Annotated in this window: 10 protein-coding genes and 2 tRNA genes; 7 read left to right on the top strand and 5 right to left on the bottom strand. The window is 71.6% G+C overall.

Translation table 11 applies throughout. From position 1 onward, the window contains the following. Positions 1–27 precede the first annotated feature (27 nt). Both ACZ6MZ_RS00810 and ACZ6MZ_RS00805 read right to left on the bottom strand, forming a co-directional pair. Positions 28–3,603 carry a trypsin-like peptidase domain-containing protein gene (locus ACZ6MZ_RS00810; protein ID WP_469348984.1) on the bottom strand — a complete coding sequence of 1,192 codons (3,576 nt, stop codon included), beginning with the start codon at positions 3,601–3,603 and terminating at the stop codon, positions 28–30. A 7-nt stretch (positions 3,604–3,610) separates the two neighbouring features. Further along, a complete protein-coding gene (locus ACZ6MZ_RS00805) occupies positions 3,611–3,916 on the bottom strand; it encodes a trypco2 family protein (protein WP_384178052.1) in 306 nt (101 codons plus the stop codon). Between the two features lie 275 nt (positions 3,917–4,191). Here ACZ6MZ_RS00805 and ACZ6MZ_RS00800 point away from each other — a divergent pair, with 275 nt between their 5' ends. Next, positions 4,192–5,400, top strand: a complete 1,209-nt coding sequence (locus ACZ6MZ_RS00800) for a COG1361 family protein (protein ID WP_469348981.1) — start codon at positions 4,192–4,194, stop codon at positions 5,398–5,400. 73 nt (positions 5,401–5,473) lie between these two features. Here ACZ6MZ_RS00800 and ACZ6MZ_RS00795 read toward each other — a convergent pair whose 3' ends face one another. After that, positions 5,474–6,397, bottom strand: coding sequence for a bifunctional DNA primase/polymerase (locus ACZ6MZ_RS00795; protein WP_469348979.1), 924 nt, complete (start codon positions 6,395–6,397; stop codon positions 5,474–5,476). 386 nt (positions 6,398–6,783) lie between these two features. On the opposite strand from ACZ6MZ_RS00795, the gene ACZ6MZ_RS00790 reads away from it, so the two are divergent. The 3 genes from ACZ6MZ_RS00790 (at position 6,784) to ACZ6MZ_RS00780 (ending at position 9,665) form a co-directional block, all read left to right on the top strand. Continuing rightward, the gene (locus tag ACZ6MZ_RS00790) at positions 6,784–7,122 is read left to right on the top strand and encodes a hypothetical protein (protein ID WP_469348977.1); all 339 of its coding nucleotides are present in this window, start codon (positions 6,784–6,786) and stop codon (positions 7,120–7,122) included. Between the two features lie 221 nt (positions 7,123–7,343). Continuing rightward, a complete protein-coding gene (locus tag ACZ6MZ_RS00785; protein ID WP_384178039.1) occupies positions 7,344–7,904 on the top strand; it encodes a SigE family RNA polymerase sigma factor in 561 nt (186 codons plus the stop codon). A gap of 114 nt (positions 7,905–8,018) precedes the next feature. After that, positions 8,019–9,665 carry a long-chain fatty acid--CoA ligase gene (locus ACZ6MZ_RS00780; protein WP_469348970.1) on the top strand — a complete coding sequence of 549 codons (1,647 nt, stop codon included), beginning with the start codon at positions 8,019–8,021 and terminating at the stop codon, positions 9,663–9,665. A 131-nt stretch (positions 9,666–9,796) separates the two neighbouring features. Here the strand turns inward: ACZ6MZ_RS00780 and ACZ6MZ_RS00775 are convergent, their stop codons facing one another. Beyond that, on the bottom strand, positions 9,797–14,245 hold the full coding sequence (locus ACZ6MZ_RS00775) for a PAS domain-containing protein (RefSeq protein ID WP_469348968.1): 4,449 nt from the start codon (positions 14,243–14,245) through the stop codon (positions 9,797–9,799). Positions 14,246–14,558: 313 nt separating this feature from the next. Further along, a complete protein-coding gene (locus ACZ6MZ_RS00770; protein WP_469348966.1) occupies positions 14,559–15,044 on the bottom strand; it encodes an SSI family serine proteinase inhibitor in 486 nt (161 codons plus the stop codon). Positions 15,045–15,235: 191 nt separating this feature from the next. Between ACZ6MZ_RS00770 and ACZ6MZ_RS00765 the strand changes: the two genes are divergently transcribed. From ACZ6MZ_RS00765 to ACZ6MZ_RS00755, 3 genes are all read left to right on the top strand, one after another. Continuing rightward, positions 15,236–15,326 (top strand) — tRNA-Ser (locus ACZ6MZ_RS00765). 198 nt (positions 15,327–15,524) lie between these two features. Further along, positions 15,525–15,597, top strand: a tRNA-Arg gene (locus tag ACZ6MZ_RS00760). 806 nt (positions 15,598–16,403) lie between these two features. Next, positions 16,404–17,273, top strand: coding sequence for a DUF2797 domain-containing protein (locus tag ACZ6MZ_RS00755; RefSeq protein ID WP_469349617.1), 870 nt, complete (start codon positions 16,404–16,406; stop codon positions 17,271–17,273). The last annotated feature ends 51 nt before the right edge of the window (positions 17,274–17,324 follow it).

The following is a 17,324-nucleotide window of genomic DNA, read 5'->3' as shown; positions in this document are numbered from 1 at the left end:
CCGCCAGGACCACGCGACGGCCGTCGATCACTGCCCGGGCACCGGGCGCTGATCGCCGGCCGGGGCCGCGGGCATGTGTTCGTCGATGAAGGCGAGTGTCTCGGCGCTGCGCTCGGCCTGTTTCCACTGGGTGACCCACGTCCGCAGCCGTACGGCCAGGGCGGCCGCCTCGGGCTCGTCGAATCGGCCCATGAGGATCAAGGCGTGGCAGCGGCGGACGACCTGGTCGTGGTAGCGGAAGACCGCGGGGTCCATCGAGAAGGGGAGCGCCAGCCACCGCTGGATGTAGTCGTCCGCCCACGCGGCGGCCACTCCGGTGCTGAACTGCAGGGTGAGGTCGCAGATGAGGGTGTCCAGCGCCCCGTTCATGTTCGCGGCCGGTCCATGGCGCTCGGCGTAGTCGAGGCAGCTGCCGATGCTGTTGAGCCAGCGCGTGGCGCTCTCCCTCGACGTGATGTACGGGCGGACCTGAGGTCCCGCCGAGGCCAGACGGGGGATGAGATCCTCGCTGTCGGTATGGGTCCGGACCCAGGCGAGCAGCGCTTCGAAGATCGTGAGACTCATCAGCCGCTTGCGCAGGATCCACTTGCTCAGATACGTGAAGTCCTGGGCCGGCACATGCGCGGTGACCCAGGTGTCGACCAGGCCGGTCATGTCCGCCGGTATCTCCTGCCAGGGCAGCAGCCTGAGTAACGCTCCCAGCAGGAAATCGGCGTTGACCAGGGAGGGGAAGGCCCGTGCCCAGGTGAGTGCGGTGGTGATGGCCTGCTGCGTGTCGTGCGGTGTGAGGTCGGCGCGCGCCAGGAGCGGCGCCAGGATGAACTGGGCGTCGGTGATGGCGCCGTGGCTGCTCAGCCAGGTGAGCGCGATCGTGACGGACCGCTGGGAGTCGTCGGGCGTGAGGTCGGTGCGCGACAGCAGCGGGTTGAAGACGAACTGGGCTTCGACCGTCGTGCCGTGGTGGTCCAGCCACGTGTGCGCCGTGGTGACGGTCCGCTCGGCTTCGTCCGGTGTCAGGTCGGCGCGTGCGAGGAGTGGCGCGAGGACGAATGGAGTGTAGGAGACGGTGCCGTAGCCGGCCAGCCAGGTGAGCGCCGTGGTGACGGTCTGCCGGGCGTCGTCGGGTGTGAGGTCGGCGCGGGACGCCAGTGGGTGGAAGACGAACCGGGCCTCGGCCGTGGTGCCGTAGCCGGCCAGCCAGGTGAGCGCCGTGGTGACGACCTGCTGGGCGTCGTCGGGTGTGAGGTCGGCACGGGCCAGCAGGGGGTTGAGGACGAACTGGGCTTCGACGGTCGTGCTGTGCGCGGTCAGCCAGGTGAGCGCGGTGGTGACGGTCCGCTGAACGTCGTGGGGTGTCAGGTCAGGTCGTGACAGCAGCGGATTCAGAACGAAACTGGCGTTCAGTGACAGACCGTGCCGGTTCAGCCACGCCAGCGCGGTGGGCACCAGCAGGAGCGCGCCGTCGCCGGTGAGATGGCGAAGCCCTCGGTACAGCAGGTGGCGGGCGTTGAGACCCGTACCGAAGTCGGTCAGCCAGGGCGTGACCACTTCCTGCCAGCTCCGTACGGCGGCGGTGGACCAGGGCGGCCCCGAGCAGATCGCCCCCAGCGCGTAGCTGCCCACGTCGGCGTCGCTGCGCATGACGCGGCCTATGTCGGGCGCGTGCCGCGCGAACCAGCTGTCGAGTACGGGAGTGACCGGGCCGGCGCGGCCGGCCAGGGCCAGGTCGTTCACCAGGCGCCCGACGTTGACGGCGAAGCGTCCCACCGTACGGGGGTTCGTGAGGCAGCCCGCGAGCATGGCGTCGGTGCCGGAGAGGTCGGGCACCGAGTCGCGCTCGGGCAGGATCACGGACTCCATGAGCTGGTCCGCCACCACGTCGTGAGCCACCGCGAGCACCCCGTTGTCGGGCTCCAGCCACCCCAGGGCAAGCAGCGTCGCCACGATGTCGGCCGCCGCCTCCTCGACCTGACCGGTGGCCCGGGACAGCGCCGCGTGCGCGGCCGCGATCACTTCCGTACGGGGCTGAGGGCAGGCAGCGGCCGCCGCCGCGGCGGCCACGAGCGCGGACGAGGCGCGCGCGGGACGGAAGGTGTCCTCGCGTCCCGCGACGGTCAGTCCGTCCTCCCTGAGCCTGCGTTCCAGCCAGCCGGGCAGCTCGCCGCCGGACCGCAGGCCGGCCGCCTCCGGAACGGAATGCCCTTCCACGACCCGGCGTTCGACCTCCCGGGCGATCAGCAGGGCCACGATCGGACGGTGCCCGCAGACCTCCAGCATTCGGCCCATCCCCAGCTGGTGGATGGCGGTCGGCGCGATCGTGGCCAGGGCCTTGTCCGTGACCATGCGCTGGAACTCGTCGTCCTGCCGCAGCTCGACCTCGTCGAAGAGCTCGTGCAGCAGGGCGCGGTCGGCCTTCTGCAGCCAGCCCGGCCGTACGGACGCGAGCAGCGCGACCGACACGCCGCGGCGGTGCGCCTCGGGGATGAGGCGATGCCGCAGCGCGGGAAGGTCGAGCAGGGATTCGTTGAGGTAGTCGACGACCACCAGTACGGCACTGGTCTCCGCGAACACCTGCTCGGCGATCTGGTCGGTGATCGACGCGTCCTCGCCCGGGAGGACGTGAAGCACCCGCCAGCCGGCGTCGAGCGCTCTGCGTCCCACTTCCATGCTGGTACGGGTCTTCCCGGTACCCGCCGCGCCCACCAGCAGGACGCCTCGCTCGGCAGAGGTGACCAGCCGCCGGAAGAGGTTCTGCGGTTCCGCGAGGTGGTGGGTGCCCGGGCTGACGAAGGGGAGCCGCTCCGGGGTCAGATTCTTCTTGAAGTCCCCGAAGCCCTCGATGAGTTCTTCCTGCGGGATCACCGCCCGCAGTAGGGTCCGGGACATCTGACCAGGAGGATCGACCAGTACGGGGTGTGGGCGCACCCCGTTCATGACGAGGTGGTCGACGAACTCCTGATCCTTCAGCGCCTCCGCGATCGGCTCCGCCTCCGCGCTGCTGGTCCCGCCCGCGGGCAGCCGGCTCGCCTGGACGCCGACGAGCAGGGCGCCGTTCTGGACGAACAGGGCCGCGCCCGATATCCCCTTCCACGGGTCCGGTTTGCTTGCCAGGGGCGGGGAGGTGGTGAACGAGAGGTCCAGGAGCCCCGACTTCAGGTTGGAACCCAGCTGGATGAACCCGTCGACCTGTCTGCTGTCCCGCCGCCGCAGCCCCTGGACGCCGGCGGAGGCGGGGCGTTCCGCGAAGGCCGGGAAGCCGATGGCGGTGAAGGGGATACGGCCCACGCCGGGGCGCAGACTGCCGAAGGCGACGGGCGGCACCTTGTCGGTGACCTCGTCGAGGCGGACCAGCGCGAGGTCGTGACCGGCGCTGTGCCACACCGAAGTGGCGGGCAGGTCGGTGGTGCCTCCGCCCAGCCGGACGGTGCAGTCGATTCCCCGGCCGCTGTCGTTGTTGCTGCGGGTGCCGGCGCCGTTGGGAGTGGTTTTGAAGAGATGGGCGACGGTGAGCACCAGCCGGGAGCTGATCCGGTAGCCGGAACCGTACGCGGTACCGCGCCCGACGATGACCTCGGCCACCCGGCCGGCGTCGATAGGGCTCATCTACGGGTCAGCCCGCGGCGAGGAGGTCCGAAACGTCGTCACCGGTCAGGACGGCGTCGCCGGTCTTCGTCTCGGCGGTCAGGCTGAGCTTGACGACATGGGTCTCCCCGGTCTTGACACCGCCCTTGCCGCCGAGCGAGACGACCCAGAACCGCACACCGGCCTGCGCCTCGGCGGACCGTTCGACAGCGACCTGGAGCTCCAGGTCGATGGAGTTGATCCGGAAGCGGACCTCTTGGTCGTCGGCGTCGAGACGGGCCCTGTCGATCTCCGACCTCAACGAGGCGAGCAGGTCGGCGAGTTCGATACCCATACGGTCCCCCAGTGACGGATGGTTCACGACGGCCAAGAGAGCTCGAAGCTACCAGGAGAACTCCTGGGAGTGAGGGGGTTGGGCGAGACGGGGCAGCGGCGGCCGCCGGGCCGGTCCGCGGTGGCGGCCGACGGGCCGGTCCTGGGCGGTGGCCGGGCCGATCTTGGGGGGTGGCCAGCTACAACCACTGCCCCGTCTCGATGGTCTAGCCATCGAACGCCACTTCATGTGCACCCGCAGTTCGTCCCATGTTTCCCCCACCGAGGAGAACCGTCGTGCGTCAGCTTTTCCGTCCCTCGACCGCTGCCGTGGCCGCTGCCGCCGCGCTCGCGGCCGCCGTACCCGTCCTCGCTCTGGCCCCGGCCGCGCAGGCAGACGAGGGGCAGCCCCGTCTGGTGGTGACGGAGCTGCCCGGGACGGAGCTGAAGGTCGGAGAGCTCCGCCAGGACTCCGTGACGATCACCAACAACGGCACCGCCGCCGCCAACGGTGTCGTCTTCCGGATACGCCTCACCCGCGGCCTGGAGTATCCGGAGCCGATCGAGGGCTGTACGTACACGACCGTGCGTGATCAGGTCCGCCAGGCGCTCTGCCAGCTGGACACCGTGATCGAGCCCGGGAAGAGCTTCAGCGTGCCCATACGGTTCAAGGTGCTGCCGAAGGCGCTGATGGAGGTCATCGAGTACGGCACGGGCCCCACCGGCGGCGTACCGGTCGAGGGGATGACCGAGAGCCACCACCGGCTGGCGGTGGACTCGGACAGCTCGGCCGATCTCGTCGCGGTGGGCGACCGGGCCGAGGGCGAGCCGGGCAGCACGGTGACCGTCAAGGCCGCGCTGCGCAACGACGGCCCCGGCTGGGTGCAGAACCATGTGAGCGACGATCAGCCGGCGCTCATGGTGACCATTCCCCAGGGCACGACGGCGATCGAAGTACCCGAGGAATGCCAGCCGTTCGCCATCGACGGGCCGAGCGGACCGTCCGAGCCGGGCAAGCCGCGGTACGTCTGCTACCCGAGCGACTACACGCTGGAGGTCGGGTCGGTCCACTCGTACACCTTCGTTCTGAAGATCAAGAAGGGCGCGCACGACACCTCGGGTGAGGTGAAGGCCACGTCGGTGTACGACATTCACCCGGAGTTCGACCACAACCCGGCCAACGACAAGGCGAAGATCGACATCGATGTGCGGGGAGCCGGGTCCGGGTCGGGTTCGGGGTCGGGTTCCGGGTCCGGGGGCGGCTCCGGGACGAGTGGTGGTACGACGGGCGGGAGCGGCGGCTCCGACGCGGGTTCCGGGGGCACGGGCGGCAATGTCCCGCAGGCCCAGTCCGCCGTGACCCCCTCGGCGGTCACCACCGGAAGCCTCGCGTCCACCGGCGCCGGCAGCACACCGCTCGTGGCGGGCGCGGCGGCAGCGGTCACCGCGCTGGGCGGCCTGCTGGTCATGGGCGTACGTCGCCGTAAGGGAGCCGACGCTTCCTGACGCACAGCAGAGGGCGCCCTCTTGGCCGGAGGGCGCCCTCTGCTGTTGTCTCGGCGGTCCCCTCTGCCGCTCCTCAGCGGCCGGCGGTGAGGCGGGCGGCCGAGGCGATGGTCGCGCGCGCCTCGTGTTCGTTCAGGCCGGTGCGTACGGCGGCGTCGACAAGGGACTCCACGAGCGCCTCGCCGAAGCCGTGTTCGTACGCGCGGCACGCGGCCCAGAACAGCCGCGTGTTGCGCTGGCCCTCGTGCGCGGCGAGGACGAACTGCACCAGGCCGTGGCCCTGCGCGGGCCGGCTCCGGGGGTGGTGAGGGCGCGCGGGGGGAGTGAGCAGGTGCAGCAGCGCGCGGGGGCAGGGCGCGGGCGAGAGCCCCGCAGTGCCGGGAGCCGGCCGGTAGGCGCCGCGGGCGGTGACCGAGCCGGGGCCCACCAGATAGCCGCCCGCGCCGCGCACGTCGATGCCGGGGGCGAGCCGGCTCGCGGAGTTGGGCACCACGACGTTCGGCGGGCCCGTCAGCCAGATATGACGGCCCCCGCTCGGGGTCAGGACGATCACGGTTTCCGGGAGCGTGAACAGATGCTGGAGGGCCAGCTGCTGGAGGGCGGCCACGGAGTCCGAGGCCGGTCCGGCCTGCGCGGTGGTACCGGTGGCGCCCGTGACGGTGGCTTCGTGCGGGGAGTCGTCCGCGTGGGTGATGTCGAGATCGATGCCGATGAGCCGGTGCGGGGGCCTGCCGCAGGCGATGCCGTAGCCGGTGGCCCAGGGCGCGAGGGCGAACAGGACGCGTACGGCGGCCGGGTCGGTGGTGGCGTCGTGCACCCCGTGGCCCGGGAGCCCGCACTCGCCGCGGCAGAGGACCGGCTCGGGCTCGCCCCGGTGGGGTGAGCGCAGCGCGGGGAGCTTGGTGGGGGAGAGGGGGAACACGGGGAGCCCGCGCTCGGCGGCGGACAGTGCGTGAGCGAGGGCCGGGGTGGCGGTGTGCCGGGCGGTGGTGGCCATGCATCCATTTTCGTACAAGCGTTCGAAGAAGGGAAGGGGGGTCGCCATAGCGATGGGTGGGCTGTGGGTGGGCTGTGGGTGGGCGGTGGACGGTCTGCGGGCGGGCCGAGAATCTGGCGGAACGGTTCACCTCCTGCGGGGCCAGGATCCGTTGGTGCGCAGCGGCCGGAAAGGCGGGCTTCGAGGTGCTTCGAGGGCGCTTCGAGGCTACAAGGGGTTTATCGGCTGGTCCTCACGCTTACGAGGGAATCGGATACTCCAGGGGCTCCATGGTGGTTCGCGGTGGATTCGGCGGGCAGCTCTGAAGCGCGACGTCGTCATCACGTCCAAGGCGGTTGGCCAACTTCCTTGGAAAAGCCGCACTTCTGGTTCCTGGAGGAAATGACATGGCAAGCTTCCGTACCGCCCGTGCCGCCGCCGCTGTTGCCGCGCTGCCCCTCGCAGCCGTGCTCTTCACGGGGGTGGCCCAGGCCGATAACGGAGCTCTCTCCGACGACGGGGCGAACGCGACCGTGGCCACGCTCAGCGGCAGCGGGGTGGGCGGTGCCAACTTCGGCAACTCGACGACCACACAGCAGGTGGCGACGGGGGCCGGGGCGTCCAACCGGAACAACACGGCGAACGTGGTCGGCTCGGGGGGCCCCACGCTGATCGACCAGTCCAACAAGAAAGTCGCGGTGAACTTCACCAATCTCTGGCGACCTGCGGCCCGATGGGGGGCGTGACTGAGGCCCGATGGGGGCGTGACTGAGGGGTGACAGCTCTGCGCGGCGGTGCTCCGGTACCGTCGCGCGGGCCGTTTCCCCGGGGTCGACCCTGACGGCCTCTCGGCCTTTCCTCCACCTTCAGGAGGTGGAGCCAGCACCACCCCTACTCCCTGAGGCGGACATCGCTTCGGGACCTGGGGCCGATCCCCCGGGGTGGGCCCCACTCCTAGCGTGGAGCCATGACCACGTCTGTCTGCACGAGCGCCTCCAAAGCCGCCAAGGCGGCCTCGTACTCGCCCTACCAGCCCTATGCGTCGTTCTCCTCGTACGTCCGGGCACGGGGGCCCGTGCTGCTGCGTACGGCCCGCTCACTCACCTCGGATCCGTGCGACGCGGAGGACCTGCTCCAGACGGCCCTCACCAAGACGTATGTCGCCTGGGACCGGATCGAGGACCACCGCGCCCTGGACGGCTATGTCCGCCGGGCCCTCGTCAATACCCGTACGTCGCAGTGGCGCAAGCGCAAGGTCGACGAGTTCGCCTGCGAGGAGCTGCCGGAGCCGGCGGGCGTGCCGGAGCCCGACCCGGCGGAGCGGCAGGTGCTGCACGACGCGATGTGGCGGGCGGTCATGAAACTGCCCGACCGTCAGCGGGCGATGGTGGTCCTGCGCTACTACGAGGATCTCAGCGAGGTCCAGACGGCGGAGGTGCTCGGGGTCTCGGTCGGCACGGTCAAGAGCGCGGTGTCCCGCGCGCTCGGAAAGCTCCGCGAGGACCCGGAGCTCTCACCTGTCCGCTGATCCCTGCCTTTTGCGTGGGTTCTACTCCCGGGTAGTGACATACCGCGCGGTACGTGCGCAGAATCTCCGGAACCCTTACCGCCACGTAGCGCTAGCGCCCACCGGGAGGACGCCGTGCTGAGCACCATGCAGGACGTACCGCTGACTGTGACCCGCATCCTGCACCACGGGATGACCATCCACGCGACGTCGCAGGTCACCACCTGGACCGGGGAGAGCGAGCCACAGCGCCGCAGCTTCGCCGAGGTCGGCGGGCGCGCGACGCGGCTCGCCAACGCCCTGCGTGACGAGCTCGGAGTCGCCGACGACGAGCGCATAGCCACCCTCATGTGGAACAACGCCGAGCATGTCGAGGCGTATCTCGCGATCCCCTCCATGGGCGCGATCCTCCACACCCTCAATCTCCGGCTCCCCGCCGAGCAGCTGATCTGGATCGTCAATCACGCCGCCGACCGCGTGGTCATCGCGAACGGTTCCCTGCTGCCGCTGCTCGCCCCGCTCCTCCCGCATCTGCCGACCGTCGAGCACATCGTCGTCTCCGGCTCCGGCGACCGTGGTCTCCTCGACGGGTCCGACGCGCAGGTGCATGAGTACGAAGAGCTGATCGCCGACCGCCCCACCACCTTCGACTGGCCCCAGCTGGACGAGCGGGCCGCCGCGGCCATGTGCTACACCTCCGGCACCACCGGTGACCCCAAGGGGGTCGTCTACTCCCACCGCTCCATCTATCTGCACTCGATGCAGGTCAACATGGCCGAGTCGATGGGACTGACCGACAACGACACCACTCTGGTCGTCGTCCCTCAGTTTCATGTCAATGCCTGGGGCCTGCCGCACGCCACCTTTATGGCGGGCGTGAACATGTTGATGCCCGACCGCTTTCTGCAGCCGGGCCCGCTCGCCGAGATGATCGAGCGCGAGAAGCCCTCACACGCCGCCGCTGTCCCCACTATCTGGCAGGGCCTGCTCGCCGAGGTGACCGCCCGCCCGCGCGATCTGACGTCCATGGCCCGGGTCACGATCGGGGGTTCGGCCTGTCCGCCGTCGCTGATGGAGGCGTACGACAAGCTCGGCGTACGGCTCTGCCACGCCTGGGGCATGACGGAGACCTCACCGCTCGGCACGATGTCCAACCCGCCTGCCGGACTCACCGACGAGCAGGAGTGGCCGTACCGCCTGACCCAGGGCCGTTTCCCGGCCGGTGTCGAGGCCCGGCTGGCCGGCCCCGGCGGCGACTTCCTGCCCTGGGACGGCGAGTCGGCCGGTGAACTGGAGGTCCGCGGCCCGTGGATCGCCGGCGCGTACTACGGAGGCGCGGGCGGCGAGGCGGTCAAGCCCGAGGACAAGTTCAGCGAGGACGGCTGGCTGAGGACCGGTGACGTCGGTGTCATAAGCCCCGACGGCTATCTCACCCTCACCGACCGCGCCAAGGACGTCATCAAGTCCGGTGGCGAGTGGATCTCCAGTGTTGAGCTGGAGAACGCGCTGATGGCCCACCCGGAGGTGGCGGAGGCGGCGGTCGTGGCCGTGCCGGACGAGAAGTGGGGCGAGCGGCCCCTCGCGACGGTCGTCCTCAAGGAGGGCGCGACCGCCGACTACGCGGCGCTCAGGGGATTCCTCGCCGGGAAGATCGCGAAGTGGCAGCTGCCGGAGCGGTGGGCGGTGGTGGCTGCGGTGCCGAAGACGAGCGTGGGGAAGTTCGACAAGAAGGTGATCCGCAAGCAGTACGCGAACGGCGAGCTGGACATCACTCAGCTGTAGCGCGCCGGACGGGGTGAGCGGTACGTGGCTGGGGCGGCGACGGTTTCACGTGAAACCATCGCCGCCCCAGCACCCGTTCCAGTGCCCGTTCCAGGTCCTGCCCGACCGGACCGGACCGGACAGGAGAGGACCTAGTTCGTTCCGATCTTCGCGAGCAGATCCACGATCCGGTCCTGCACCTCGGCGCTGGTGGAGCGCTCCGCGAGGAACAGCACGGTCTCGCCGGAAGCGAGCCGCGGCAGGTCCGCCTGGTTGATACCGGTCGAGGTGTAGATGACCAGCGGGGTCCGGTTCAACTGGCCGTTCGCCCGCAGCCAGTCGATGATCCCCGCGCGCCTGCGACGTACCTGCATCAGGTCCATGACGACCAGGTTGGGCCGCATCTGGGTGGCGAGGGTGACCGCTTCGTTGTCGGTGGCCGCCCGTGCGACCTGCATCCCGCGCCGCTCCAGTGCCTCCGTCAGGGCGAGCGCGATCTCCTCGTGCTCCTCGATCAGCAGCACGCGCGACGGGTGCTGCTCGCTGTCGCGCGGTGCCAGGGCCTTGAACAGTACGGCCGGGTCGGCGCCGTACGCCGCCTCCCGCGTCGCCTGGCCCAGACCCGCCGTCACCATGACGGGAACCTCGGCGGCGACCGCGGCCTGGCGCAGCGACTGGAGTGCGGTACGGGTGATCGGTCCGGTCAGCGGGTCGACGAAGAGCGCCGCGGGGAACGCGGCGATCTGGGCGTCGACCTCCTCGCGGGAGTGCACGACCACCGGACGGTAACCGCGGTCGCTCAGCGCCTGCTGGGTGGAGACGTCCGGCGCGGGCCAGACCAGCAGCCGGCGCGGGTTGTCGAGCGGCTCCGGGGGGAGTTCGTCGTCGACGGGCCGGGGCTGGGGGCGGTTCGCGACCTCGACCGCACCGCCGGGGCCGTCCAGTGGCTGGGGGCCCTCGGCGCCCTCGTCGGGCGCCCCTATCGCGTACGACCGTCCCTCGGAGTGGGCGGAGGGCAGTCGCGAGCCGCCCTGGGAGGAGCCGGACTGGGACTGGCCCTGGGGGTGACCTTGGGCGTGACCTTGGGCCTGCGGGTGCGGCCTGGCGTCCGACTCGGGGTGGTCGTCGCCGTCGGGCGGCGTGCCCAGCTTGCGGCGCCGGCCCGAGCCGAGGGACTGCGGCTGGTTCGGTGGCTGGTTCTGCTGCTGGGTGAGGTGCTGGGCGAAGGGCACGCCCTGGCCGAGCGTGCGCACGCTGAAGGCCCGCCCTTGAGTGGAGTCGGGCGAGACCGGCGACTCTTGTGGCAGGGGCTGCGCGGGCGGGAGCGGTTGATGGGCGCCGCGCCGCGGAAGCGGTGCGGCGGACTCCGTCGGCGCGGGCGATGCGGCCGGCACACCGCCGCCGTCGCCCGTCGTGGCGCCGCCGCCCATGGTGCCGTCGGTTTCGGGGGGGGAGTGGGTGGTGCCCGCGCCGCGTTCACCGCGTCCGCCATGGCTGGTGCCGCCGCCCGCGTCGGGGTCGTCGGGCCAGCCGGGCGGGCCCGTCATCACGCCGAAGCCCGAAGTGGTTGGCATCCCCGGTCCGTTGGAAGCCGGTCCCGCGCTCTGGCCGGGCATGCCCTGGCCAGGAGTCGCCCAGCCGTTCGGGTCGGCGGACATGGCGCCGGTGCCGTGCGTGACGGGCCGCGCGTCCACATCGTCTCCGGCGTTACCGGCCGGTGCGGCGGGGCCGGGAGTGCCGTTCCCGGGCCACTCGAGCGGCGCCGCCGTGTCCCTGCGCGCGCGGCGCCCCGCCGGCAGGGGGTGTGCCTGCGGCGGGGTGTGGTCGGCGTCAGGTTCCGTACGTACGGCGTCATGGCGGGCCGGCAGCGAAGCGTCGGGCGCGGTCGGCCTGGCGGGCCCGGTGGGCATGCGGGCGGGGACCGGCGCGGGTGCGTGCGGGGCCGAGGGCGGGGTGCGGTCGGCAGCGGCGGGCGGGAGGGCGAACGGGCTACGGACTCCCTCCGCCTGGGCCGGTGCGGTGTGCCGTTCCTGCGCGGGGGCGAGCGCCCGGCGGGCCCGGCGCCCGGCGGGCTGCGCCGACGCCGCCGAAGCGGCGCCCGCGGGAAGTGACTGCGCGGGCGGCATCGGCGCCGGAGGCTGCATCTGCGCCGGCGCCGCGGGCCCGGGAGCCGTACTCGGTGCCGGTGCCTGGCGTGCTGTCTGACCTGGTGCCTGACGTGCCACCTGGCCGGGCGCCTGGTGTGCCGCCCGGCCCGGAGCGTGGCTGGTCGGAGCGGAAGGCGCGGTCGGCCCGGCGGGGAGCGCCGGAAGCGCCCGCTGCTCGCTGTGCCGCGCCCGGCGCCCTGTCCCCGCGGCCTCCACGGGCACACCCTGCGGCGGTACGGCCGCGCCGAGCGCCGCGCGCCCGTTCGGATGAGCCCCTTCGGCGGCCGTCACGATCGACCCTTCGGAGGGCGCGGCGGACGGCAGCGCGACGGCGGACCCGGGATGCGTCCCCGCCGCCGTGGCATCTTCCACCAGGCTCGGCCGCCCGCGCCGACGGCCGGTGCCACCGCCCCCGCCGGAGTCCTGCGCCGGAATCAGAGCCTGCTGACCGTCCGTACGACCACCCTGTCCGGCAGCCCCGGCGCCGGTATCGGTCCCGGTCGCGGGCCCTGCACCGGCCGCCGCGCCGGTCCCGGTCTCCTCGTTCTCGGGTCCGGCCGCACGTGCCCTGCGCCGTCCCGTCGGCTCCCCGGGGTCCTCCCCCGGGCCTTCCAGGAACGCGTCCGTGGACGCCCGCCGCGCGCGCCGCCTGCCACCGCCCGAGGTCCCAGGACCTTGCTGCTGCGCGGGCAGTACCGGCTGGGCGGGCGCCGACGGCTCGGCGGGAGCCTTGACCGTCCCCGCGCCCTCGCCCAGCGGCAGCTCCAGCACATACGCGCTGCCGCTCATGCCCGGCACCTCATGCGTCTGCAGCACACCGCCATGAGCCCGGACGATCCCGCGGACGATCGGCTCGTGCACCGGATCGCCGCCGGCGAACGGGCCGCGCACCTCGATCCGTACGACATCGCCGCGCTGCGCCGCGGCCACCACGATCGTCGAGTCGACGTAGCCGCCGCCCGGCACCAGCCGGGTCCGGCCCGTCGAGTCGACCCCGGCCACATCGGCGACCAGATGCGCGAGCGCCGTCGCCAGCCGCGCCCCGTCCACCTCGGCCTCGATCGGCGGCGCGTGCACCGCGAACTGGGCCCTGCCGGGTCCGATCAGCTCGATCGCGCCCTCGACCCCCGCCGCCACGACCCCGTCGAGCAGCACATTCGCCTTGATCAGCTGTTCGGCGCCGACGTCGAGCCGCTGGTAGCCGAGGACGTTGTCCACGAGCGTCGTCATCCGCGCGTACCCGGCGGCCAGGTGGTGCAGGATCTGGTTCGCCTCGGGCCACAACTGGCCGGCGGGATCGGCGGCGAGCGTGGTCAGTTCGCCGCGCAGCTCCTCCAGCGGTCCGCGCAGCGATTCGCCGAGCACGGCGGTCAGCTGGGAGTGGCGCGCGGCCGTGTCCCCGTACCGCTCCGTCAGCTCCTCGATCTCGGCCGCGTACCGGTCACTGCGGTCCGCGAGCTCCGCCGCGTGCCGTTCTGTCGCTTCGGCCAGCGCGGTGGTGAGGCGGTCCGTCGTTTCCGTCAGCTCTGCCGTGAGCCGGTCCGTCGTCTCCGTCAGCTCCGCCGTGTGCCGCTCTGTCCGCTCGGCCAGCTCGGCGGCGTGCCGTTCCTTGGCCTGCGTCAGCTCGGTGGTGTGCTGCTCGGTGAGTTCGTCGTACGGCCGCCGGTCGGTGAAGGTCATCACGGCGCCGACGAGCTGGTCGCCGTCCCGTACCGGCGCGGTCGTCAGATCGACCGGCACCTGCTTGCCGTTCTTCGCCCACAGCACCTGCCCGCGCACCCGGTGCTTTCGGCCGGACCTGAGCGTGTCCGCCAGCGGGGAGTCCTCGTACGGGAACGGCTCGCCGTCCGCGCGCGAGTGCAGGATCAGCGGGTGCAGCTCATGGCCGCCCAGGTCGCTGGCGCGGAAGCCCAGGATCTGCGCGGCGGCGGGGTTGACGAGGACGACCCGGCCGTCGGTGTCCGTACCGACGACGCCCTCCGACGCGGCCCGCAGGATCATCTCGGTCTGCCGCTGCGAGCGGGCGAGCTCGGCCTCGGTGTCCATCGTCCCGGACAGATCCCGCACGACGAGCATCAGCAGCTCGTCGCCGGTGTAGCTGTGCGAGTCGTTGTACGCGTCCCGGCCGTCCTCCAGGCTCGCGCTGGTCACCTCGGCCGGGAACTCACCGCCGTCCGTGCGCCGCGCGACCATCCGCGTCGGCTTGGTCCTGCCGCGCTCGTCGGCGGCCTCCGGGCGGCGCATCGAACCGGGGATCAGCTTGGAGTCGAACTCGGGCAGCAGATCGAGCAGCCCACGACCGACCAGCGCGGTGCCGGGGGTCTCGAACATTTCCAGCGCGATGGTGTTGGCGTTGACGACCGTGCCGTTGGCGTTGACGAGCACCAAGCCGTCGGGGAGTGCGTCGAGTATCGCCGCGAGGCGAGCAGCGCCTCGGGATGGCCTGCTGCTCACGATCGACGCTTCCTCCCTGACCTACTGCACCTTGCGGACGGCCTCCCCCATCTTGCCCTTCGGGTCTCGGCCTGTCACTGAAGGGAGTCTAAAGGCTGAGGCGACGGACGCGACGGCGGATGAGGTGGAGCCCTCACCGAGGTTGTGTGCGAATGGTCCCCGCCGGGGGCGCGCCACCGGCCCGCCATGCCCCTTTATAGCCGACTTGTGCCCGGCCCGTGGTCGGCCTGCGACCCGCCGATGACCGGCCCGCGACGCGCCCGGGGCCCGGTCTGCGACCCACCCGGGGCCCGGTCGATACCCGGGCTCACCACTACCTGGCGCTGGGCAGTACCGGCTCCAGTGTCCGCCAGCGGGCGATCTCGCAGCCGTTCTTCCGGTTGAAGGCGGCGTCGACGCTCCGGCCCCGCCAGGTGCCGGTGATCTGCGCGGTGGCGCCTCCGCCGTACTGCATGGTGCACATCTCGCCCCTGGGCACCGGTGCGAACGGGTCCTGGCCGCCGCCGACCAGCTCCGCCAGCCGGTCGCACGCGGCCCGCGCCTCCGGATGCGTCCCGCCGGCCGGCCCGCACTTCAGTTGGTACGTCCCGTCGGCGTTCCTGATCCCGGTGTCCGCGACGGCGACGGTGAACTCATCGCCCGGCGCCTCCCCCAGCAGGGGCAGCGGCAGCGGCGCGAGCCGGCTGAACGGGACGGCCGCGGCGGACGTGTCGCCGACGGCCGCGGGCGCGACGGCACCCAGCGTGGCGGCGGACGCGGCGAGGGAGGCGGCGACGGTGAAGACGAGGCGGCGCAGCATGGAAGCTCCTGACGGGTTACGGATCCGGGGCGGCGCCCCGGCATCTCTAACGCGCGTCAAGCCCCGGCGTTGCGCACCGAAGATGCTTTGCTCTGCGCCCCACCTGCCTAGTACCGTGAGAAGCGATTGGTGACAGCGCACTCAGCTGTGTCATCATCTGCACGCACCGTTCGCGCCCGCGCGGATGTGCTGGAGGCGTCGCCTAGTCCGGTCTATGGCGCCGCACTGCTAATGCGGTTTGGGTCTTAAAGCCCATCGAGGGTTCAAATCCCTCCGCCTCCGCGTGTTGATCACCGAAGCCCCGGCCCAACGGCTGGGGCTTCGGCCGTTCCGGCACCGATTCCGGGCCGGATCCGCATCGCTTCTGGGGGCGTCTTCGCAGCTCAGGCGTGGTGCGAGGAATGGATTTCACCTGGCGCCGCAGGTCATGTAATGTTGTTCTCGCAACGCCGACCGGGACAAAAAAGCCCGGAACGCCAAGCACTCGTAGCTTAACGGATAGAGCATCTGACTACGGATCAGAAGGTTGCAGGTTCGAATCCTGCCGAGTGCACAGCAGGCCAGAGGCCCTGTCGAGTAATCGACAGGGCCTCTGGTTTTTCTCTTGACGGCAGTGCTTGACGGCAACCGCCCCGCAGCGGGCATCAGATGGCCACCGGCCCCCCGCCCGAGCCCTCGCCATCGTCCCGCCCGTTGCCTCACCCCGCAGCGCGTCGCCCATGTGGGCTGGTCGAGTTCGTCAGCCTGCCGAGTGCTAGGCCGATTCGTTTGGATCACTCCCGCCGGCCGAGGTTGTCGTCCATGATGGCCGTGTGAGTAACCGCATCAGCGCTCTGATCTCGGCTTTCGGCGTCCTCGTCAGCATGTTGCTGCTTGACCTCGCCGTTTGGGAGTACCGCTCTGGGGCCTCGGCTCTCTGGATCGGGGCGGGAGCTGTGATCTTCCTCAGCGCTCTGCACTCGCTCGTGCGGGACGTGCGGGGACTCCGCACGGGGCCGACGCTCTGACGAGCGGCGCCAGTTCCAGCGCAGGTTCAACGACCCGGTGCACAACTCGGAAGCCTCCGTGCAGTTCTCCAACGGCTCGTCCGGCGAGGGCGACGATGCGATGGGCAACTGGGACTACCTGGTCGACAAGGACGGCGAGGGCGCGCGCGTGTGGTCGACCGACGACGGGAAGACGACGGGGTTCAAGAACCTCGGCCACGCCGGACATGGCCCCCGGCTTTTGTCCGCGGGTGCGGGCGGAAGCCGGGGGCGGTTTGTGGGGTGGGGATCGTGTTCTGGTTCGCCTCTGTCGGGCGCGGGTGCCATCGTGCCAGGGGGCAATGCGGGACGGACCTGGGGAACGGCGGAGCGGATGGGCTGGCAGTGCGAGGGGCTCAGGTGGGCGGACGGGGTGCCCGTGCTGGTGTGGCGGAAGGGCGGGGGCCGGCGGGAGAGTGCCTTGGCCTACGGGCGTGACCTGGGGTTTCGTGCCGTCGGGGCGCGGAGCTGTGCCGGGGCGCGGGGGAATGTGTGTCCCGTCGGGGCGCTGGTCGCCGGGCGGAGTACCGGAGGGCAGTGCCCCGAGTGTGCGCGGCTGGACCGGGCGCATTCTGTGGCCGCCGACACCGTCGCCGATGATCCGCGGACGTATCGCGTCTACCTCGCGTGGTTCGGGTCCGGGATGGTGAAGGTGGGGATCACCGCGGAGGAGCGCGGGCCCGCGCGACTGCTGGAGCAGGGGGCCGTGACGTTCAGCTGGCTCGGGCGTGGGCCGTTGATGGCCGCGCGGCGGACCGAGGAGCTGCTGCGGACGGCGCTCGGGGTGCCGGACCGTATTCCGTACGGGCGGAAGCGGGCCGTACGGTCCGCCCTGCCGGGCCCGGTGGAACGGGCGGCCGAGATCGAGCGGATGCACGCGCGGGCGGTCGCGCTGAACGGGTGGCCGCAGTCGCTGGAGCGGCTGGAGTTCGCGGCGGCCGACCATGTGGGGGCGTTCGGTCTGGACGGGGTGGCTCCCGTCACGGGCGTGGTGGGCGAGCTGGTCGACGGCGGGTGCGTCGCGGGGCGGCTGGTCGCGGCCGCCGGGCCCGATCTGCATCTCGCCACGGCCGACGGCGGGCTCGTCGTCCTCGACACCCGGCTCATGAGCGGGTGGGAGCTGGCGGCGGCGGAGACCGGGGCCGCGGTCACCGTGCCGGTGAAGGATGTGCACAACGGGGTAGTGCAGGACGGGCTCTTCTGAACCCGCCGCCATCGGTGGACACGCGATCGGTGGACACGGCATCGGTATCGG

Source organism: Streptomyces sp. NPDC042201 (assembly GCF_055582185.1).
The sequence above is the reverse complement of the archived record's forward strand: the minus strand, read 5'-3'. Positions and strand labels throughout refer to the sequence as shown.